The organism is Pseudomonas orientalis, from assembly GCF_002934065.1.
In the GTDB taxonomy this organism is placed as follows: Bacteria; Pseudomonadota; Gammaproteobacteria; order Pseudomonadales; family Pseudomonadaceae; genus Aquipseudomonas; species Aquipseudomonas orientalis_A.
In genome coordinates this window covers 5187540-5207289 of record NZ_CP018049.1, presented here as the reverse complement: position 1 = coordinate 5207289, position 19750 = coordinate 5187540, and the positions used below count along the sequence as shown (strand labels likewise).

Genomic DNA, 19750 nt, shown 5'->3' with positions numbered 1-19750 from the left:
GACATTTTGTTTGAAAGATAGCAAATTTTGTTTATTCGGAGAGGGCGCCATGAATCTATTAATAATAAGAAAACCTTTAAATAAACCTCGAAGTTTCCCCGTTTCAATTCCCTTGAATCACGCCATTCAATAGCACCGAGTTTTATCACGCCGTCATTAACGAACCTTACTGTTCGGGAGTAGCCCTGTGCGCGATCCTCGCTATGACATTCTGTTTGAGCCGGTACAAATAGGCCCGGTTCGCACCCGTAATCGCTTTTATCAAGTTCCCCACTGCAATGGCATGGGCCATGTGCACCCGTCGGCCATGGCTCGCATGCGCGGGATTAAGGCCGAGGGCGGCTGGGGGGTGGTGTGCACCGAAGAGTGTGAAATCAGCCCGCTGAGCGAGTTCTCGCCTTATATAGAGGCGCGCTTATGGGATGAACGCGATATCCCGGCGCTGGCGAAAATGTGTGAGGCGGTGCACCAGCACGGTTCGTTGGCCGGCGTCGAGCTGGCGTTCAATGGTTACTCCGCGCCTAACCGCTACAGCCGCGAAATTCCCTGGGCGCCGTCCAATACGCCAGTGCGCAGTTATGACCCGGTGCAGGCCCGGGCCATGAGCCGTGCCGATATCCAGCAGTTGCGCGCCTTGCATCGGGCGGCGGCCCTGCGCGCACGGGAGGCCGGCTTTGACATCATTTATGTGTATGCCGGGCACGACCTGAGCGTCCCGTTCCATTTCCTCACGCCGCGTAACAACCGGCGCACGGATGAGTACGGCGGAGTGCTGGAAAATCGCGTGCGACTGCTGCGCGAACTGATTGAGGACACCCGCGATGCAGTGGGCGACCGCTGTGCCGTGGCGGTCCGCCTGGCGGTGGACGAGCAGATGGCCGGCGGCCTCAGTCGCGAAGGCGAAGGCGCCGAGGTGTTCTCGATGCTGGCGGACCTGCCGGACCTGTGGGACATCAATGTCGCCGACTGGTCCAACGACAGCGTGACCGCTCGCTTTGCCGGCGAAGGCTACCAGGAGGCTTTTCTGGTGGGGCTCAAGGCGCTGACCCGCAAGCCGGTGGTCGGCGTCGGGCGCTTCACTTCGCCGGATACCATGGTGTCCCTGGTACGCCGTGGCGTGCTCGATCTGATTGGAGCGGCCCGGCCTTCGATTGCCGATCCGTTCCTGCCGAAGAAGATTGAAACAGGGCGCGCCGAGGAAATTCGCGAATGTATCGGCTGCAACGTGTGCGTCAGCGGCGACCACACCAGTACGCCGTTGCGCTGCACGCAGAACCCGACCATGGGCGAGGAGTGGCGGCGTGGCTGGCATCCCGAGTCGGTCGAGCGTGCGCACCGGCCCGGCAGGGCGCTGGTGGTCGGCGCCGGGCCCGCAGGGCTTGAGTGCGCGCGGATACTCGGCACGCGCGGGATGGACGTGGCGCTGGTCGACAGCCTGCGCAATCTGGGCGGACGGGTAGCGCTGGAAGCCCGGCTGCCTGGGTTGGCGAGTTGGGCGCGGGTCGTCGATTATCGACTGGACGCCTTGAGCCGCCTGCCCTCGGTGGAGATTTATCGGGAAAGTCAGCTGCAGGCCGAGGATGTGCTGGATTTCGCCGCCGAGCATGTCTTTATCGCCACCGGTTCACATTGGCGGCGGGACGGCCTGGGGCGCGCCCTGCGCCAGGCATTGCCGGGCCTGGAGTGTCTGCCAGTGCTGACGCCGGATGAGGTGATAGCGGGTGTGCTGCCGGCTTCGCCGGTGCTGCTGTTCGATGATGACCACTACTACATGGGCAGCGTGCTGGCCGAGCACCTGGTGGCGCGAGGCGTGCAGGTCATCTTCGTCACTCCGGCGGCGGATGTGGCGGCCTGGACGCACAACACCCTCGAGCAGCATCGTATTCAGCGTCGTCTGTTGGAGTTGAATGTCACGATCATCCCATCCCACACGCTGGTCCGGGCGATGCCGGAGGGGGTGATGGCGGGGTGTGTCTACACCGGGCGCACACGGTTCATCGGCGCCGCATCCCTGCTGCTGGTGACCTCCCGAGCGCCTGAACAGGCGTTGTATCAGGCATTGAATAACGCCCCCGAACGGTTGCAGGCGGCGGGTATCGGCACGCTGGCGCTGGTCGGTGATTGCGTGGCGCCCGGCACGATTGCCGCAGCGGTGTATTCAGGGCATCGAAGCGCCCGCGAGTTCGACGCGCCGGCTGGGTCGTTAGTGGTTAAGCGAGAAATACCATTTATTGAGGTGCAGTAAGTTCAGCTGTTTCATCTATAACAAGGAATACAATAATGAAAAAAATACTCCTGCTGTTAATCACCACGTTTTTATTCAATACATCGCTTCTGGCCAAAGACTATGAAGTGATCCGTTTCGCTGCCGATCCCAACTACGCGCCCTTTGCTTATAAAGACAGTACGGGAACGTTGACCGGTTTTGAAATTGATATCGGTCATGCTATCTGCGCGCAGTTGAAGGTGCGCTGCCAATGGGTTGAAAGCGACTTCGACGCAATGATCCCCAGCCTGAGCGCTGGCAAGATCGACGCAATCCTGGCTTCAATGACCATCACTGCCGCGCGGCAAAAGGTTATCGATTTTTCCTCGGAAGTCTTTTCCAGCCCTACCGCCATGGTATTCCGTCCTGGTACCGAGCTTTCCACAGGCACGGCCGTCGGCTATCTGCAGGGCAGCACCCAGGAGGTGTATGCCCTTAAGGTGCTCGCCGGCCAAGGCATCAAGGTGGTGGCTTACGCCGATCAGGAGCAGGTGTATGCCGACCTGCAGACAGGCCGTTTGCAGGCTTCGCTGCAAGATGCGCAGCAAGCGCAAAGCGGGTTCCTGCGTTCGCCCCAGGGCGCCGGGTTCGTGCTGGGGCCGATCATCGAGAGCGAGCTGATGCCGTCCAAGAGCGGCATTGGCATCGCCAAGGGCAACCAGGGGCTCAAGGCGCTGCTGGATAAGGCGCTGGCGGCCCTCCACGCCGATGGCACCTACGCCCGCCTGCAGGAGCAGTATTTTCCCGGCGTGAACATGTTCAGCGGCCAATAACTGCCCTCAAGGCCAACGAGGGCAAAACATGCTACCGACCTTCTCCCAATTCGTCGCGACCCTGGGCGTCTTTGCGCCGATGTTACTGCATGGCGTCTGGATCACCCTGCAACTGGCGCTGTTGTCGTTGCTGCTGGGGCTTGTCCTCGGCCTGCTCGGTGCCGGCGCCAAGCTGTCCGGGGTACGCACGTGGCGTTTGTGCGCGCAGCTCTACACCACGTTGATACGCGGTGTGCCGGACCTGTTGCTGATGCTGTTGATTTTCTACGGGCTGCAAACCGGCTTGAGCCGTCTGACCGCCGGGTTGGGCTGGGCGTACATCGACATTGACCCTTTCAGCGCGGGCGTGCTGACACTGGGGTTTATCTACGGCGCCTATTTCACCGAAACCTTTCGCGGCGCCTTGCTGGCTGTACCGCGCGGCCAGTTCCAGGCGGCCAAGGCCCTTGGTTTGACCTTCCGCCAGAGCTTCGTGCATGTGATCTTCCCGCAAATGATGCGGTTCGCCTTGCCGGGATTGGGCAATAACTGGATGGTCCTGCTCAAGGCCACCGCGCTGGTGTCGATCATCGGCTTGGCGGACCTGGTAAAGGTCGCCCAGGTGGCGGGCAAAAGCAGCCAGCAACTGCTGGCCTTCCTGCTGCTGGCGGCGCTGGTGTACCTGCTGCTCAGCAGTGCTTCAAACCTGGTACTGGGTTGGCTGGAGCGTCGTTACGCCGGCGGCGTGCAGGAGCCGTCGCGATGATGGAACTCATCCAGGAGTACTGGCGACCGTTGATTTATTCCGACGGTTACCAGATCACCGGCCTGGCCATGACCCTGTGGCTGACCAGCGCGTCGTTAGGCCTGGGCCTGCTGCTGGCGTTGCCGTTGTCCATCGCCAGGACATCCGCCCACCGCTGGCTGCGCTGGCCGGTGCAGGGCTATACCTACCTGTTTCGTGGCACGCCGCTGTATATCCAGTTGCTGATTTTCTACACCGGTATCTACAGCCTGGCCGCCGTGCGCGAACAGCCGTTGCTCGATGCGTTTTTCCGTGAAGCACTCAACTGCACCCTGCTCGCATTCGCGCTGAATACCGCCGCCTACACCACAGAGATCCTGGCGGGCGCCATTCGCGCAATGCCTCGCGGGGAAATCGAGGCCGCGCGGTCCCTGGGTTTTGACGGTTGGAAACTGTACGTGCACCTGATCATGCCTTCGGCCCTGCGCAGATCATTGCCGTACTACAGCAATGAAGTGATTTTCATGCTGCATTCCACCACCCTGGCGTTCACGGCCACGGTGCCGGACATCCTCAAAGTCGCGCGGGATGCCAATGCCGCCACCTTTCTTACCTTCCAATCCTTCGGCCTGGCCGCCGTCCTTTACCTGAGCATTACGTTTGCCCTGGTCGGCCTGTTTCGCCTGGCTGAACGGCGTTGGCTGGGTTTTCTCGAGGCGGGCCGATAGGGGGCGTCATGCACACTCAAAATCACAGGTTGTTGGCCGCTCTACCCGGCACGACACGGCAGGTCCATAGTTTTCATTACGGCCCGGCCGATGCGCCGGGCAAGGTGTATATCCAGGCGTCCCTGCATGCCGATGAACTGCCGGGGATGCTGGTGTGCTGGCATCTGAAACAGCGACTGGCGCATCTGGACGCGGCCGGGGCGCTGCGCTGGGAGGTGGTGCTGGTGCCGGTGGCCAATCCGCTGGGGCTGGAACAGGTGTTGATGGACGTGCCGCAGGGGCGCTTCGATAACGACAGCCGAGAGAACTTCAATCGCTTCTTTATCGATGTCAGCCAGCAGGTCGCGGATCAGGTGCAGGACGTGCTGACCGCAGACCCTGCGCATAATCTGCAACTGATCCGTTCGACCCTGCGGCAAACCCTTGCCGACGAGGTGCCGGCGACGCAACTGCAGTCAATGCGCTTGATCCTGCAAGCATTAGCCTGTGACGCCGATGTAGTGCTGGACCTGCACTGTGATTTCGAGGCCGTACAGCATCTGTACCTGGCGCCGCACGCCTGGCCGCAGGTGGAGCCGCTGGCGCGGTACCTCGGCGTCCGAGCCTGCTTTATGAGCGAAGACGCGGGCGGGCACTCGTTCGACGATTGCTACACCCTGTTCTGGGCGCAGATGCAGGCGCGGTTCCCGGGACGATTGGCGCCGCCGGGATTTGCCGCGACCGTGGAGCTGCGCGGTGTGGCCGATGTGGAGGATGGGCTGGCTCGCCAGGACTGTCAGGCACTGATCAACTACCTGACGCTGCGCGGCGCGATTGATGGCCAGGCGCCGCCACCGCCGGCGTTGCTGAACCCGCCCACACCCTTGGCCGGGGTTGAGCCGGTGGTGAGTCCGGTGGGAGGCTTGATTGTATTTGCCGCTCAGGTCGGCGACTACCTGAAAGCAGGACAGACGCTGGCGCACATCATCGATCCAGTCACTGATCGCGTAACCCCGGTGGCGTGTGCACGTGAAGGGCTGTTATATGTGCGCTCAGTGCGCCGAATGGCGAGCGCCGGCATGACCATCGCCCATGTGGCGGGGCCTGCGGCGTATCGGCAGGGCTATCTGTTATCGCCGTGATCAGGGCAGGGGGGAGAAGGGTGAGCGCCCATCGGCACTCTGCAGTTCCTGCAGGTAATTGCGGAAGATCTGCCCCAGCACCTGGGTGGCCACTTCCAGTTCATCGCGCTGCATGTGCTCGGCGACTTCGTCGGCGGTGTCCAAGGCGTCTTCGGCGCCGTTGACCGCCGCCATTTTCAGCACGATGTAGGCCTGGACGTTATTGGCCGGCACACCTTCGCCACGGAAGAACATGTTGCCGAGCTGGAATTGCGCCTGTGCATGGCCTTGCAGCGAAGCTTTTTCGAAGTAGCTCAACGCTTTGTTGAGATCGACGGCCGGGTTCTTACTGTCGTGGAAGTATTCGCCCAACTCGTATTGCGCTTGCGCATCCCCTTCGTCAGCCTGTTTCTGGCACGCGCTCAGGGCTTCGGCCTGGGTGTCGGGCTGGGTATTAAGGGTGCAACGACCCATCGCTGGAATTAACAACGAGTTGCCGCCTGCTTGTGCATGCGCCAGCAGCGGCTGAAGGAGCAACAGGCAGCCCAGAACCAGGGTGCGGCCGGTGCGTTTCATGGGAATCGACTTACCTCTGACGGGGCGCGCGGACCCTCGGGGAGTCCAATAAGCGCGCATTATGAAATAAGCAGGCCTCTGCTTACAAAGTCTTTACTCGTTTTTCTGCTGCTTGGGCAAGTTATCTGCCGGATTGCAGGGCAATTCTCGAAAAAACCGGGAAATCTCTGTAGGCAAAGTAGCAAATCTGACGCCGCCACGGGCAGCGTCAGAGGGTTGCCGTCACTTATTTCAGGGCCGCGAAGGCGCGCTCGGCAGCATCCAGGGTCAGCTTCAGCTCGGCTTCGCCATGGGCGATCGACGTGAAGCCGGCTTCAAAGGCACTCGGTGCCAGGTACACGCCGCCTTCGAGCATCAGGTGGAAGAAGCGCTTGAACAGGTCGGCATCGCTGCCCATGACGTCATCGAAGGTGACGATGTCGTCGGCACCGCTGAAGTACAGGCCAAACATGCCGCCGGCCTGGGTGGTGACGAACGGGATACCGGCGGCGTCGGCACGCACTTGCAGGCCGTCCAGCAGGCGGGTGGTGTAGTCGGTCAGCTCGGTATGGAAGCCCGGACGGCTGATCAGGCGCAGGGTGGTCAGGCCGGCCGCCATCGCCAGCGGGTTACCGGACAGCGTGCCGGCCTGGTACACCGGGCCCAGTGGAGCGATGTGCTGCATGATCTCGCGCTTGCCGCCGAAGCAGCCCACCGGCATGCCGCCGCCGATGATCTTGCCGAAGGTGCTCAGGTCCGGCGTGACGCCGTAGTGCGCCTGGGCGCCACCGAGGGCGACGCGGAAACCGGTCATCACTTCATCGAAAATCAGCACCACGCCGTGTTTGTCGCACTGCTCGCGCAGACCTTCAAGGAAACCCGGGGCCGGCGGGACGCAATTCATGTTGCCGGCGACCGGCTCGACGATGATGCAGGCCACCTCCTGACCGACGTCGGCGAGCATCTGCGCGACGGCGTCAATGTCGTTGAATGGCAGGGTCAGGGTGTGTTTGGCGAACGCCGCCGGCACGCCGGCCGAACTCGGTACGCCCTGGGTCAGGGCGCCGGAACCGGCTTTTACCAACAGGCTGTCGGAGTGGCCGTGGTAGCAACCTTCGAACTTGATGATGCTGTCGCGGCCGGTGAAACCACGGGCCAGGCGGATTGCGCTCATGGTGGCTTCGGTGCCCGAGCTGACCATGCGCACCATTTCCATCGACGGCACGATCGAGCAGACCAGGTCGGCCATCTCGGTTTCCATCGCGGTCGGAGCACCGTAGGACAAACCGTGCTGCAGTTGCTGGCGAACGGCGTCCAGCACCTCCGGATGGCTGTGACCGAGGATCATCGGGCCCCAGGAGCCGACGTAGTCGACGTAGCGCTTGTCATCTTCGTCGGTGACATAGGCGCCTTCGGCATGCTTGAAGAACAATGGCGTGCCGCCCACGCTCTTGAACGCACGCACGGGGGAGTTCACACCGCCGGGGATGTGTTTCTGGGCATTGGCAAACAGGGTTTCGGAACGGGACATGATGGAAGTCTCTCTGAAATCAAATCTTAAGAAGGGCGTTGAAAGCACGGGCACGGCGCGTGACTTCCTGGGTGCTGTCGGCGCCGAACAGGCCGTGCACCACGGCGAGCAGGTCGGCCCCGTGGGCCACCAGCGGTTCGGCGTTTTCCAGGGTGACGCCGCCGATCACGCAGATCGGCAGGTGCAGGCGTGTGCGCGCCTCGGCCAGCATGTCAACGGTGGCGGCCGGGGCGCCGGGTTTGGTCGTGGAATTGAAGAAGCGCCCGAAGGCGACGTAGCTGGCGCCTTCCCTGGCTGCCTGTTCGGCCAGTTCGATCTGACTATGGCAGGTGGCGCCGATGATCGCCCTGGAGCCGAGCAGCGCCCGGGCCGGGGTCAGTGGGCCGTCGGTCTGCCCCAGATGCACGCCCACGCCCAGGCGCGCGGCCAGTTCGGCGTCATCGTTGATGATCAATTGGGTCGTATAGCGCGAGCACAGTTCTCGCAGTTTCTCCGCTTCACGCAGGCGCCGAGCTTCGTCGCTGCTCTTGTCGCGGTATTGCAGCAATGTCACGCCGCCGTCCAATGCCGCTTCGACGTAGGCGAGGAATTTGCCGGCCAACAGTTGGCTGTCGGTGATGGCGTAAAGGCCACGTAGTTTCATCGGGCAGGCCTCTCGGTATTAAGAGCAGAAATCCAGCGGCAGACGGCGAGGCACGAACTGGCCCTGGCCGAGTCGTTCGGCGTCACGCAGGGTGCGCCAGGTGTAGTCGAGCGCTGTCTGCACGGCGCTCACCAACCCTTCGCCCTGGGCGATTCGCCCGGCAAGGGTGCTGGCCAGCGTGCACCCCGAGCCGTGATAGCTGCCGGGCAAGCGCTGGCACGTAAAGGTATGGCGGCTGCCGTCGCGGCTGTACAGGCGATTGTGCACTTGCTGCTCATCGCCGTGGCCGCCGGTGATCAGCAGGTGCTTGACGTAGGGCAACAGCTTCTCGGCGCATGCGTCGGCACTGCCGTCGGGCAGTTCGGCGAGAATGCGCGCTTCAGGCAGGTTGGGCGTGGCGATCAGCGCCAGGGGCAACAGCCGCTCGCGCATCGCATAGCCGACGTCATCCCTGCCCAGGCTGCCGCCGCCGCCGGCACGCAGCACCGGGTCGCACACCACCGGCAGGTGCGGGTGCGCCTGCAGCAGTTCGACCACCGTGTCGACCATGGCGGTAGAACCCAGCATGCCCAGCTTGACCGCCGCGACTTCGGAGTCGCCGAGCACGGCGTTGGCCTGGGCCAGCACCCACTCGCGGTCGAGCACACGAAAGTCACTGACATTGACGGTGTTCTGCACGGTCAGCGCGGTGACGGCCGTAGCGGCGTGGCAGCCCTGGGCGAGCAGGGCTTCGATATCGGCCTGCAAGCCGGCGCCACCACTGGGATCATGGCCGGAGAGACAGAGAACAACGGGGCGAGAGCTGTAGATATTCATGGTGCGCGAGCTTACCACCAAACGCTTTTTGCGTGGCCGTCCGGCGATAGCTGAATGTTGCCCTGCACCGAGACGTTTCGGGCGGCTGACAATTGTCATCAAATGCGCTGAAAGCCACGTCCCAGGGCCGTCCGAAAATACTTCCAATGGTGTCTAATGGCCTTTACCGGCTATGCTAGAGTTCATTCAAACAACTTTCTGTATTGCCGGTATACGTCTTCTCAAAAGGAATAGGGGAGCTTTTTGCCATAACCGGCCAGGCCACGCTGGGGCTCTATGCGCTATTTGCTGATTTTATTATTGTGCGGGCTGCCGCTGTTGGCGGGCGCCGTCGAGTTCAATCAGAGCACCCGAAGCCTGCCATTGGGCCGGGTCATGCAAGTGCTCGAAGACCCAACCGGCGCCCTCACCATTGCCGACGTCAGCTCGCCGGCCTACGCCGCCCAATTCAAGACCCATGACAAACCCACCCTCAATGCCGGTTATTCGCGCTCGGTGTTCTGGCTGAAGGTCAACCTGCATTACACCGCCGTTGACCCGCGCTCCCCGCGCAGCTGGTTTCTGGAACTGGCTTACCCGCCGCTCAATCGCCTGGATCTGTACCAGAACGACGGCACCGGCAATTATCGCCTCACCACCCGCACCGGCAGCGCGTTACCGTTTTCCAGCCGCGAGGTGCGCCAGAGCAACTACCTGTTCAAGCTCAACTTCGTGCCCGACCAGCGGCAGACGGTCTACCTGCGCTTGCAAAGCCAGGGCTCGATCCAGGCGCCGTTGACCCTCTGGGCCGGCACCGCCTATATGGAAGAACAGCCGCTGCGCCTGTATGTGCTGGGCGCGATCTACGGCGTGTTGCTGGGCATGCTGATTTACAACCTGTTCATTTATTTGAGCGTGCGCGACACCAGCTACCTTTATTACATCCTCTACATCGCCTCGTTCGGCCTGTACCAATTGTCGGTCAATGGCGTCGCCGTGGAGTATTTCTGGCCGAACAACCCGTGGTGGGCGAATGCGGCGGTGCCATTTCTGATCGGCGCGGCCGCCTTGTTCGGCAGCCTGTTCGCGCGAAGTTTCCTGCACACGGCGCAACACAGCCGCTGGCTCGACCGCATCCTGCTGGCGCTGGCGGGCTGTGGCGGGCTGGTCATGGCGCTGGCGCTGCTGACCAGCTACGCAGTGGCCCTGCGCCTGGCCACCGGCCTGGCATTGGTATTCACCGTGACCATCTTCGTGACCGCGATCAAAGCCTGGTATTGCGGCCAGCGCATGGCGCGCTATTTCATCATTGCCTGGTCGGCGTTTTTACTCGGAGGCGTGGTCAATACGCTGATGGTACTGGGCTACTTGCCCAACGTCTTTCTCACGATGTATGCCAGCCAGATCGGCTCGGCCATTGAAGTCGCGCTGTTGTCCCTGGCCCTGGCCGACCGCATCAACGGCATGCGCGAGCAGCAGGCGCAGATCCTGTTCGACGCCAGCCAGAAGCTCGAAGTGCTCAACCAGCAACTGGCCCGCAGCAACCGGCTCAAGGATGAATTCCTCGCCACCTTGACCCATGAATTACGCACGCCAATGAACGGGGTGATCGGCTCCCTTGAATTGATGCAGACCGAATCCCTGGGCGACGACCTGGCGCAGTACCAGCAAACCGCCGCCGGTTCGGCGCGGGACATGATGCGCATGGTCAACGGCATTCTCACCCTGACCGAATTGCAGGCCGGCCGCCTGATTGCGCGACCGCAGGTGTTCGGCCTGCGCGGCGCGCTGGAAACCTTGCGCCAACAGTTCGCCCCCAGCGCCCAGGCCAAGGGCCTGGAGTTTTCCATTGATGTCGCCGATGCCGTGCCGGACCGCGTGATCGGCGACGCCGACAAACTGATCCAATGCCTGGATTGCCTGCTGGACAACGCCTTCAAGTTCACCCACCACGGCGCCGTGCGCTTGCGCGTGGTGGGCGTCCCCCAAGCCGATGGCGGCTTGCGCCTGAGCTTTATCGTCACCGACACCGGTATCGGCTTCGCCTTTCTCGACGAAGCCACGCTGTACCAACGCTTCTTCCAGCTCGACGGGTCAATGACCCGGGAATACGGCGGGCTAGGCATCGGCCTGGCGATTTGTCGGCAGTTGATCGAGCTGGTGGGCGGGCGTCTCACCCATCATTCGGAGCCGCGCAAGGGCAGTCGTTTCCAGCTGGAAGTGGACGTCAAGCCGATGCCGCCCGAGCCCAAGCCGGCTGTTCAGTCGCTGCCCGCACAACGAGCGCCGCAGGACTGCACGGTGCTGCTGGTGGACGACAACAGCGTGGTGCAACTGGCGGTGCGGGGCATGCTGCTCAAACTGGGCTACCGTGTCAAAGCGGTCGACGGCGGCCCGGCTGCACTGGCGGCTTTGCAAGAGCACAGGTTTGAGGCGGTGGTGCTGGATGTGCCTGAGGGCGGCTTCTCTTTGTGCTGTCAGATTCGTGCCTTGCCGGGCTGCGGTGAGTTACCGGTGATTGGCATGAGTACTGCGCTCACTGTCACAGACCGTGAGCGCTGCCATGGCATCGGCATGAGCGAGCACCTGGCCAAGCCGGTACGTTTCGAAGCTTTGCAGGCGACACTGGAGCGTCTTGTACTGTGTCCGCAAGAGGGCGAAAGCGCCGTGCATTCGGCGCGTATGCCACTTTTTTAAGACCGGTGACGGTGCTTAACTGAAATCAAGGCCTCGATGATGTGGCCTTTTTCCAGGAGGCCCGTCATGAACCTGCACCGGTTTGCCGAAACCCACGACGTCACCAACCAGCCACCGTCCCTGGACGGGACCAACCTGTACCGTATCGACTTGCCCCTGCAAGAGTGGGCGCGTCGCTTTGGCGCCGGCTGGGCCGAGTCGCGTATCGATGCCTATGGTGCGTTGGCCGGCGGGCCGTTGATGGAGGCCGGCTTCCTGGCCAATCAGAACAAGCCGGTGTTCAGCAGCCATGACCGTTATGGTCACCGGATTGACTTGGTGGAGTTTCACCCCGCCTACCACGAACTGATGCGCACCGCCGTCGAACATGGGCTGCCGTCGCTGCCGTGGACCGATCCGCAATCCGGCGCCCACGTGGCCCGCGCCGCCATGACCTATCTGCACACCCAGGCCGAAGCCGGCAGCGGCTGCCCGCTGACCATGACCTTCGCATGCGTCCCGGCCCTGCAGTTGCAGCCAGACCTGGCTGAGCTGTGGCTGCCGAAGATCCTCTCGACCCAATACGACCCGCGCAACCTCGGCATTGCCCACAAAGGCGGTGCCACAATCGGCATGGCCATGACCGAAAAACAGGGTGGCACTGATGTGCGCGCCAATACGACCCGCGCCTACCCGGTGGGCGCGGGCGGCCCGGGGCAGGCCTACGAACTGGTCGGCCACAAATGGTTCTGCTCGGCGCCGATGTGTGACGGCTTCCTCACCCTGGCCCAGACCGACAAGGGCCTGACCTGTTTCCTGCTGCCCCGGCATCGCCCGGATGACACACGCAACGAGTTCTACATCCAGCGTTTGAAAAACAAACTCGGCAACTGCTCCAACGCCTCCAGTGAAGTGGAGTTCCGTGGCGCCCTGGCCTGGATGATCGGTGAAGAGGGACGCGGCGTGCCGACCATTATCGAGATGGTCGCCATGACCCGCTTCGATTGCATGGTCGGTTCCAGCGCGCTGATGCGCCAGGCATTGACCCAGGCCAGCCATCACTGCGCCCATCGTTCGGTCGGTGGCCGCGTGCTGAGCGAACAACCACTGATGCAGAACGTGCTCGCCGACCTGGCCCTGGAAAGCGAAGCGGCCCTGGCCTTGAGCCTGCGCATGGGGCGGGCGCTGGATCACCTGGGCAATGAACAGGAGGCCAAATTCGCCCGGCTGGTGACGGCGGTGGGCAAGTATTGGATCTGCAAGCGGGCGCCGGCCATGATCAATGAAGCCGCCGAATGCATGGGCGGCGCCGGCTATGTCGAGGACAGCATCCTGCCGCGTCTGTACCGTGAGGCACCGGTGAATTCGACGTGGGAAGGTTCCGGCAACGTGCAATGCCTGGACGTGCTGCGGGCACTGTCCAAGGAACCCGGTGTGCTGGAGGCGTTGTTCGTCGAGCTGGGCGACGGACATGGCGACCGGCAATTGGCGCGACACATCGAGCGGTTGAAGTCAGCGTTTATGGACACCCAGGATATCCAATACCGCGCCCGTCAGCTCACCGAGGACATCGCCCTGGCGTTGCAGGCCAAGCTGCTGCTGGAGGCCGGTAATGCGGCGGTCAGCGATGGGTTTGTGGCCAGTCGGTTGGGTGAGTCGTCGGGCCGGGTCTACGGCGCCTTGCCGCGTGGGGTGGATGTGGAAGCGCTGGTCGCCCGTTCAACCCCGCCATTTCCTTGAATAAACGCGGTCAAGTGTGGGAGGGGGCTTGCCCCCGATAGCGGTGTGTCAGCCAATACATCTGGTGGCTGATACTCCGCTATCGGGGGCAAGCCCCCTCCCACATTTTAAAGAGCATTCCAACTCTGGTGTTTCAGTGAGGCAGGGATACAGGCAAGATAAAGGCCTGCAAGTCCAGAACACAGGATGCTTACCGTGACCGAAGCTTTTGTTGTCGTTCAAACCGCTGAAGAGGCCGTGGATCGGCTGGCGGCCCTGCATGAGCGTGCGACTGGCGCGCTCAATCAAGCCCTCAAGCAATACCTCAAGGATCGCGTCGAACCCGACGCTGAACAACGCGCGCAGTTTCGCTACCCGGAACTGCGCCTGACCTACCACTGCCATGGCGAAGTCCCACAGACCACCCGGGCCTATGCCAAGGTGCAATTGCCAGGTACCTACAGCGTTACCGTTACCCATCCGGCGGCGTTCCGTAAGTACCTGCTGGAGCAACTGGTGCCGCTGATGCACGACTTCACCGTGACGGTGGAAGTGGGCGTCAGCCAGCAGAACATTCCGTACCCGTACGTGGTGGAGCAGGGCGACGAACTGGCCGGTTCCGGCGTGACCGCCGCGACCCTGGCCCGCGTGTTCCCCAGCACCGACTTGTCCGCCGCCACCGATGGCATCGCCGACGGTCTCTATGACTGGGAGAACACCGACCCGCTGCCCCTGGCCCTGTTCGACGCGGCGCGTGTGGACTTCTCCCTGCGCCGCCTGGTGCACTACACCGGCAGCGACTGGCGCCATGTGCAGCCGTGGATTCTGTTGACCAACTACCATCGCTACGTTGACCAGTTCATCCTGCATGGCCTGGAGCAACTGCGCAGCGACCCACGCTTCATCCGCATGGTGCTGCCGGGCAACGTGGTGATCGACAAGAGCATGGACCATGGCGAAGCGTCGGCGATTGCCGCGGGCGTGGTCTGGCACCGCTACCAGATGCCGGCCTATCACTTGCAGGCCACTGATGGCCATGGCGTGACCCTGGTGAATATCGGCGTGGGCCCGTCCAACGCCAAGAACATCACCGACCACCTGGCCGTGCTGCGCCCGCATTGCTGGCTGATGATCGGGCACTGCGGCGGCCTGCGCCAATCCCAGACCATCGGCGACTACGTACTGGCCCACGCCTATATGCGTCGCGATGGGATTCTCGACCGCGTGGTTCCGCCGAACATCCCGATCCCGGCCCTGGCCGAGGTGCAACTGGCGCTTCAGCAAGCGGCGGCGAACGTCACCGGCGAAAAAGGTGAAGAGCTGAAAAAACGCCTGCGCACCGGTACCGTATTGACCTACGACGACCGCAACTGGGAACTGCGCTGGGCCCAGGAACGACCGTTGATCAACCTGTCCCGCGCCGTGGCGGTGGACATGGAAAGCGGCACCATCGCCGCTCAGGGCTACCGTTTGCGGGTGCCGTACGGCACGTTGTTGTGTGTGTCGGACAAACCCTTGCACAGTGAGATCAAGCTGCCGGGCTCGGCCAACGCGTTCTACGAGCGCGCCGTCAGCCAGCACTTGAAGATCGGCATCGAAGCCGTCGACCTGCTGCGCACCGAACTCAACTCGCTGCACTCGCGCAAACTGCGCAGCTTCGACGAGCCGCCGTTCCGCTAAGCGGTGGGGATGGTCATTTAGCGGTCAGGCCACTAGCATTGTGGGTCCTGACCGTTAGATGTTCCCTTGCCATGTCCCGTCCCACCCGTCCCGATGCGCGCCGCCCCGGCGTGAAACCCCCGCATGCAGGCCCGCGCCGTGTCGCCAAGGCGCCGCCGGCCGAGCCAAAACTGATCCTGTTCAACAAGCCTTTCGATGTGCTGACCCAGTTCAGTGACGAAGGCGGGCGCGCGACCCTCAAGGATTTCATCGATATCCCCGGCATCTACCCGGCCGGCCGCCTGGACCGTGACAGCGAAGGCCTGTTGTTGCTGACCAATGATGGCCAGTTGCAGGCGCGCATTGCCGATCCCAAACACAAGCTGGCAAAAACCTACTGGGTGCAAGTCGAAGGCGAACCGACCGAAGCACAACTGCAACGCTTGCGCGACGGTGTGGAGCTTAATGACGGCATGACCTTGCCCGCCGAGGCGCGGCAGTTGGAAGAACCTGAATTATGGCCGCGCAACCCGCCCGTGCGTTTTCGCAAAAGCGTGCCGACTCATTGGTTGGAGTTGGTGATACGTGAAGGGCGCAATCGCCAGGTGCGGCGCATGACCGCGGCGGTGGGCTTGCCGACGTTGCGCCTGGTGCGCGTGCGGATTGGTGACTGGTCTATCGACGGCCTCGATCAAGGCCAGTGGAAGGCCGTACCGGCACGTTTATAAGGCGCCGGACTCGATCAGCCCGATCACCACGCTCTTGATGATGAACGCGGCCACGCCCAGGCCCAGCACAAAAAACAGAATGAACGAGCCAAAGCGCCCGGCCTTGGATTTCTTCGCCAGGTCCCAGACGATAAAGCCCATGAAAATAATCAGGACAGTGACCAGGCCGGTCATCATCCATTCTTCGAACAGGGCGGGGTCGATGTTGTTCATGGGGCTTCCTACAAAGGCAGGCCGGAAGTATACGGCAGCGTCACCGGCACAACATTGACCTGGGTCGAAGCACAATCCAAATGTGGGAGGGGGCTTGCCCCCGATAGCTGAGTGTCAGTCAGTATATTTATCAACTGACCCACCGCTATCGGGGGCAAGCCCCCTCCCACATTTGATTTTCATTGATCTTAAGTGCGCAGGTGGGTCAATGGCAGTTCGGTGCTGTTGAGCACCTGGTTCAGCACAAAGCTGGAGCGCACGCTGGTCACGCCTTCAATCCGGGTCAGATGCCCGAGCAGCAGCTTCTGATAATGGTCCATGTCCGGCACCACCACCTTCAACTGATAGTCGGCGTCCATCCCGGTCACCAGGCTGCATTCCAGCACTTGCGGCAGCGTACGGATGGCCGCTTCGAAATTCTCGAAACGTTCCGGCGTATGCCGGTCCATGCCGATCAGCACATAGGCGGTGAGGCTCAGACCGAGCATCTTGCGGTCGAGCAACGCAACCTGGCGGGCGATATAGCCGTCGTCTTCCAACTGCTTGACCCGGCGCGAGCAGGGCGAAGGCGACAGGCCGATACGCTCGGCCAGCTCCTGGTTGGAGATCCGCGCGTCACGCTGCAATTCCGCCAAAATACTCAGGTCGTATCGGTCAAGCTTGCTCATTGGGTTAGCCTTTGTCGTAACTATTGCGGTGAATTATCCATGAAGGGTTAAAAATTGCGCAAGCACTGTTTATTGACGCAATCTTCGCAATCATCCGTCGAGCTGGTGCCTGTATCTTTATCAACAGAATCACCGCCTGGACAACAGTCCACTGCAGAGCGCCCAATCAGGCCCGCTGCGGCCGCCACCCCAGCAGGGTTGAGCCGGCCTCCAGGCTGCACACTGTCCACCAGACGGCGTGAGGTGAGCCAACGTCAAAAGCGTTGAGCCAGGACGAAATTCTCAAGGGGTGGCCGACGGGTCACCCCTTTTCTTTTGCGTTCAAGAAAATAGTGCTCGCGACTGATAACCTGTCTCAGAACCGGGCGAGGCTTTCCCAGTCTCATGAACAAGCCCTAACCCGCAGTGAGGAAAAGCATGAAGCGCATCTGGCGTATGGCAGGTGTTGGTTTGCTGGTGGTCAGCGTAGGCACGCAGGTAATGGCCGACGAGCGCGATAACTCACCGGGCCAGGGGCCGCGGCCACAGGGCGGTGGCCAGCATGAGCGGGGGCCGGAAGGCGCAGGTCGCCCTGAGAGTAACCAGCCGCGTCCGCAGGCCCCGCAGGTTGATCGCGGCGGCCACAATGGCGGCGGTCAATGGCAAGGACGGCCGCCGCTGAATGAGCCGGGGCGGCCGCAACCGCAGCCGTCGAATAACCTGCCGATCCAGGGCCGGCCCGATACCGTGCGCCAGACCCAGGAACCGCGCCAGGGTTACTACCGCGACATCCCCCGGCGCAACGACGACAACCGGCACTGGGAGGCTGGCGGTCCGGGTTCGCGCCCCGGCTACAATGGTCACCCCAATGATAACCGTTGGCCTGGCCGCCCCGACGGGCATGGCAATGGCTGGGGCCCGGGCCCGCAGTATCGCCCAGGCTACATCGTCGACCGTTTCCCGGAGCGCAATTACCGCGTGCCCTATCGCGGCCAGGATTACTTTTTCTCCGGGGGTTACTGGTACCGTCCGCAAGGCCCGCGTTATGTGGTGGTGAGGCCGCCGTATGGCATTCGGGTGCAGTATTTGCCGGACTACGCGCGTGAAGTCTGGGTGGGCGGTTCGCTATTGTTTCTGGCGGCTGGCGCCTACTACGCCTACGAACAGAACACTCAGCAATACGTGGTGGTGGAACCGCCAGCGCAAGTGCCTGCGCCCCCGCCTGCGCCGCAAGGCAACGGCTATAACGTGGTGGCCTACCCCGCCAATGGGCAGTCGCCGGCTCAGGTTCAGCAGGACGGTTACGATTGTTACCGCTGGGCCGCGCAGCAAAGCGGCTTCGACCCGCAGGCCGCCACCTACGCCCCCGACCCTGCCGTTGTGCAAACCTACCGTCAGGCCCAGGGCAACTGCCTGAGCAGTCGTGGCTATCAGGTCCAGTATTAGGCTCTGGCGCCGGTGACCACTTCCAGCGGGTCGGCGTGCACCAGCACCTCGGCCTTCGGGTAGGCCCGGTGAATGGCATCGGCGGCCTGGTCGCTGATGCCGTGGGCCACGGACAACGTCAATTCCCCCGGCAATTCCAGATGCAACTGCACGAACCAGTGGTTGCCGGACACCCGCGTGCGCAAGTCATGGGCACCCAGTACGCCGGGTACGCTACGGGCCAGGTCCAGCATATGCTGGCTGATATCGGCCGGCAGTTCCTCGTCCATCAACACGGCAAAGCTTTCCCGGGCAATCTGGATCGCACTCCACAGAATGTAGGCGGCGATGCCCAGGCCGAACCAGGCGTCCACTTGATTAAAGCCAAAACCGGCGAGCACCAAGGCCACCAGGATGCTGCCGTTGAGCATCAGGTCGGAGCGATAATGCAGCGAATCGGCGCGCACCGCGTTGGAGCCGGTTTCGCGGATCACCCGATGTTGCAGCATCAACAACGCCACGGTCAGCACCAGTGAGAACACGATCACGCCGATGCTCAGCCAGGGCGCGCCCACGGGTTCCGGCTGCTGCAGGCGTTGATAGGCCTGCAAGGCGATCAACACCGCGCTGCCACCGATAAACAGCGCCTGGGCCATCCCCGACAGCGACTCCGCCTTGCCGTGACCATAACGGTGATCGTCATCGGCGGGGCGCAGGGCGTAGTGCACCGCCAGCAGATTGAGGAGCGAGGTGACGCCATCGAGCAGCGAGTCGGTCAACCCGGCGAGCATGGCCACCGAGCCACTGAACCACCAGGCGATGGCCTTGGTGACAATCAGCACGCAGGCCACGCCCACCGAGGCGCGGGTGGCCAGGCGCAGAAGCCTGGCGTGTTCGGGACTGCTGGTCATGGGCTGTCCTTATGCGGCGGGTTGCAGGCCCAGGGATGCCAGTTGTTGCACGCTGCCCTTGAACTGGATCAGGCGCGGGTCGTCCAGCGGCAAGGTGCGGCCGGTTTCTTTCTGAATGATGCTTTGCAGCTTGACGTTATCGACCTTGCCGTCGGCGCCGAGGGCTTCGTGCAGTTTTTCCGGCGCGACCTGGGCGGTCTTGCCCGGTTCGAAGTAGATCGCGCCCGTGGCGAAGTCGACGCCGAACGCGATCAGGCCCGGGATCACGTAGAACAACAGGCCGACCGCATCGAGCACGGCAATCGCCGGGTCGATCTTGCCGTCGATCTGGCCGCGCCGATCCGGATAGAAAATCGAACCGCAGGCGGTGAGTTGGCTCAGCAGGGTGACGGCCAAGACGCCGCCGATGACACGGGAAGCGATACGCATGAAAAAGTCTCCTGAACATAGTAAGGGTGACTATAAGCCAGATGTGCCAGACGCCGATGATCCAATCTGGGAGCTGGCTTGCCTGCGATAGCGGTGTGACAGTCACCGCTGTCTTCCCTGAAGCGCCGCCATCGCAGGCAAGCCAGCTCCCACACTCGACTGCATTCACAGTCTGGACATTGGGTGTTTTTAAGACCCGCGTCAGCCTCCGGCAGTTCGCCGTTATAC

Annotated in this window: 18 protein-coding genes; 10 read left to right on the top strand and 8 right to left on the bottom strand. The window is 62.4% G+C overall.

Annotation, left to right across the window (positions count from 1 at the left end):
• Window positions 1–187 precede the first annotated feature (187 nt).
• From BOP93_RS23470 to BOP93_RS23450, 5 genes are read left to right on the top strand one after another with little or no spacing between them, the layout of a single operon-like run.
• Complete coding sequence (locus tag BOP93_RS23470) at window positions 188–2245, top strand: FAD-dependent oxidoreductase (protein ID WP_104504820.1); 2058 nt, start codon at window positions 188–190, stop codon at window positions 2243–2245.
• Between the two features lie 35 nt (window positions 2246–2280).
• Window positions 2281–3039, top strand: coding sequence for a transporter substrate-binding domain-containing protein (locus tag BOP93_RS23465; protein WP_104504819.1), 759 nt, complete (start codon window positions 2281–2283; stop codon window positions 3037–3039).
• Between the two features lie 28 nt (window positions 3040–3067).
• Window positions 3068–3784: an ABC transporter permease gene (locus BOP93_RS23460; RefSeq protein ID WP_104504818.1), complete on the top strand. Its 717-nt coding sequence runs from the start codon at window positions 3068–3070 to the stop codon at window positions 3782–3784.
• The gene (gene hisM / locus BOP93_RS23455) at window positions 3781–4491 is read left to right on the top strand and encodes a histidine ABC transporter permease HisM (RefSeq protein ID WP_104504817.1); all 711 of its coding nucleotides are present in this window, start codon (window positions 3781–3783) and stop codon (window positions 4489–4491) included. Before BOP93_RS23460 ends, hisM begins: the two co-directional genes overlap by 4 nt.
• Before the next feature lie 8 nt (window positions 4492–4499).
• Entirely contained in the window at window positions 4500–5612 is a 1113-nt protein-coding gene (locus BOP93_RS23450) for a succinylglutamate desuccinylase/aspartoacylase family protein (protein ID WP_104504816.1), read from the top strand.
• Here the strand turns inward: BOP93_RS23450 and BOP93_RS23445 are convergent, their stop codons facing one another.
• From BOP93_RS23445 to BOP93_RS23430, 4 genes are all read right to left on the bottom strand, one after another.
• Window positions 5613–6167, bottom strand: a complete 555-nt coding sequence (locus tag BOP93_RS23445; protein ID WP_065886862.1) for a tetratricopeptide repeat protein — start codon at window positions 6165–6167, stop codon at window positions 5613–5615.
• Between the two features lie 226 nt (window positions 6168–6393).
• Window positions 6394–7677 (bottom strand): glutamate-1-semialdehyde 2,1-aminomutase, encoded by a 1284-nt coding sequence (gene hemL, locus BOP93_RS23440; RefSeq protein ID WP_104504815.1) that lies wholly within the window; start codon window positions 7675–7677, stop codon window positions 6394–6396.
• 19 nt (window positions 7678–7696) lie between these two features.
• Window positions 7697–8320, bottom strand: a complete 624-nt coding sequence (gene thiE / locus BOP93_RS23435) for a thiamine phosphate synthase (RefSeq protein ID WP_104504814.1) — start codon at window positions 8318–8320, stop codon at window positions 7697–7699.
• Between the two features lie 18 nt (window positions 8321–8338).
• Window positions 8339–9136 carry a hydroxymethylpyrimidine/phosphomethylpyrimidine kinase gene (locus BOP93_RS23430; RefSeq protein WP_104504813.1) on the bottom strand — a complete coding sequence of 266 codons (798 nt, stop codon included), beginning with the start codon at window positions 9134–9136 and terminating at the stop codon, window positions 8339–8341.
• Between the two features lie 276 nt (window positions 9137–9412).
• Here BOP93_RS23430 and BOP93_RS23425 point away from each other — a divergent pair, with 276 nt between their 5' ends.
• The 4 genes from BOP93_RS23425 to BOP93_RS23410 all read left to right on the top strand — a co-directional run bounded on the left by BOP93_RS23425 (window position 9413) and on the right by BOP93_RS23410 (window position 15897).
• Window positions 9413–11812, top strand: coding sequence for a hybrid sensor histidine kinase/response regulator (locus tag BOP93_RS23425; protein WP_104504812.1), 2400 nt, complete (start codon window positions 9413–9415; stop codon window positions 11810–11812).
• A gap of 66 nt (window positions 11813–11878) precedes the next feature.
• Window positions 11879–13531, top strand: a complete 1653-nt coding sequence (locus tag BOP93_RS23420) for an acyl-CoA dehydrogenase family protein (protein ID WP_104504811.1) — start codon at window positions 11879–11881, stop codon at window positions 13529–13531.
• A 186-nt stretch (window positions 13532–13717) separates the two neighbouring features.
• Window positions 13718–15190: an AMP nucleosidase gene (amn, locus tag BOP93_RS23415; protein WP_162303223.1), complete on the top strand. Its 1473-nt coding sequence runs from the start codon at window positions 13718–13720 to the stop codon at window positions 15188–15190.
• A 71-nt stretch (window positions 15191–15261) separates the two neighbouring features.
• A complete protein-coding gene (locus tag BOP93_RS23410) occupies window positions 15262–15897 on the top strand; it encodes a pseudouridine synthase (RefSeq protein ID WP_104504810.1) in 636 nt (211 codons plus the stop codon).
• Here BOP93_RS23410 and BOP93_RS23405 read toward each other — a convergent pair.
• Both BOP93_RS23405 and BOP93_RS23400 read right to left on the bottom strand, forming a co-directional pair.
• Window positions 15892–16101, bottom strand: a complete 210-nt coding sequence (locus BOP93_RS23405; protein ID WP_032884769.1) for a DUF2788 domain-containing protein — start codon at window positions 16099–16101, stop codon at window positions 15892–15894. The two genes, BOP93_RS23410 and BOP93_RS23405, sit on opposite strands and share 6 nt — an antisense overlap.
• Window positions 16102–16298: 197 nt before the next feature.
• Window positions 16299–16778, bottom strand: a complete 480-nt coding sequence (locus BOP93_RS23400; RefSeq protein WP_003194418.1) for an Lrp/AsnC family transcriptional regulator — start codon at window positions 16776–16778, stop codon at window positions 16299–16301.
• A 417-nt stretch (window positions 16779–17195) separates the two neighbouring features.
• Between BOP93_RS23400 and BOP93_RS23395 the strand changes: the two genes are divergently transcribed.
• Window positions 17196–18203, top strand: a complete 1008-nt coding sequence (locus BOP93_RS23395; RefSeq protein WP_104504809.1) for a DUF6515 family protein — start codon at window positions 17196–17198, stop codon at window positions 18201–18203.
• On the opposite strand, the gene BOP93_RS23390 is transcribed toward BOP93_RS23395, so the two are convergent.
• The gene (locus BOP93_RS23390) at window positions 18200–19093 is read right to left on the bottom strand and encodes a cation diffusion facilitator family transporter (RefSeq protein ID WP_104504808.1); all 894 of its coding nucleotides are present in this window, start codon (window positions 19091–19093) and stop codon (window positions 18200–18202) included. The genes BOP93_RS23395 and BOP93_RS23390 overlap by 4 nt on opposite strands.
• A gap of 9 nt (window positions 19094–19102) precedes the next feature.
• Window positions 19103–19522 (bottom strand): polyribonucleotide nucleotidyltransferase, encoded by a 420-nt coding sequence (locus tag BOP93_RS23385; protein WP_104504807.1) that lies wholly within the window; start codon window positions 19520–19522, stop codon window positions 19103–19105.
• Between the last annotated feature and the right edge of the window lie 228 nt (window positions 19523–19750).

What these genes read in the sequence shown, in the direction of transcription:
- BOP93_RS23465 (WP_104504819.1), top strand. Translation starts at nt 2,281, where the DNA reads ATGAAAAAAATACTCCTGCTGTTAATCACCACGTTTTTATTCAATACA.
- BOP93_RS23460 (WP_104504818.1), top strand. Translation starts at nt 3,068, where the DNA reads ATGCTACCGACCTTCTCCCAATTCGTCGCGACCCTGGGCGTCTTTGCG.
- hisM (WP_104504817.1), top strand. Translation starts at nt 3,781, where the DNA reads ATGATGGAACTCATCCAGGAGTACTGGCGACCGTTGATTTATTCCGAC.
- BOP93_RS23450 (WP_104504816.1), top strand. Translation starts at nt 4,500, where the DNA reads ATGCACACTCAAAATCACAGGTTGTTGGCCGCTCTACCCGGCACGACA.
- BOP93_RS23445 (WP_065886862.1), bottom strand. Translation starts at nt 6,167, where the DNA reads ATGAAACGCACCGGCCGCACCCTGGTTCTGGGCTGCCTGTTGCTCCTT.
- hemL (WP_104504815.1), bottom strand. Translation starts at nt 7,677, where the DNA reads ATGTCCCGTTCCGAAACCCTGTTTGCCAATGCCCAGAAACACATCCCC.
- thiE (WP_104504814.1), bottom strand. Translation starts at nt 8,320, where the DNA reads ATGAAACTACGTGGCCTTTACGCCATCACCGACAGCCAACTGTTGGCC.
- BOP93_RS23430 (WP_104504813.1), bottom strand. Translation starts at nt 9,136, where the DNA reads ATGAATATCTACAGCTCTCGCCCCGTTGTTCTCTGTCTCTCCGGCCAT.
- BOP93_RS23425 (WP_104504812.1), top strand. Translation starts at nt 9,413, where the DNA reads ATGCGCTATTTGCTGATTTTATTATTGTGCGGGCTGCCGCTGTTGGCG.
- BOP93_RS23420 (WP_104504811.1), top strand. Translation starts at nt 11,879, where the DNA reads ATGAACCTGCACCGGTTTGCCGAAACCCACGACGTCACCAACCAGCCA.
- amn (WP_162303223.1), top strand. Translation starts at nt 13,718, where the DNA reads ATGCTTACCGTGACCGAAGCTTTTGTTGTCGTTCAAACCGCTGAAGAG.
- BOP93_RS23410 (WP_104504810.1), top strand. Translation starts at nt 15,262, where the DNA reads ATGTCCCGTCCCACCCGTCCCGATGCGCGCCGCCCCGGCGTGAAACCC.
- BOP93_RS23400 (WP_003194418.1), bottom strand. Translation starts at nt 16,778, where the DNA reads ATGAGCAAGCTTGACCGATACGACCTGAGTATTTTGGCGGAATTGCAG.
- BOP93_RS23395 (WP_104504809.1), top strand. Translation starts at nt 17,196, where the DNA reads ATGAAGCGCATCTGGCGTATGGCAGGTGTTGGTTTGCTGGTGGTCAGC.
- BOP93_RS23390 (WP_104504808.1), bottom strand. Translation starts at nt 19,093, where the DNA reads ATGACCAGCAGTCCCGAACACGCCAGGCTTCTGCGCCTGGCCACCCGC.
- BOP93_RS23385 (WP_104504807.1), bottom strand. Translation starts at nt 19,522, where the DNA reads ATGCGTATCGCTTCCCGTGTCATCGGCGGCGTCTTGGCCGTCACCCTG.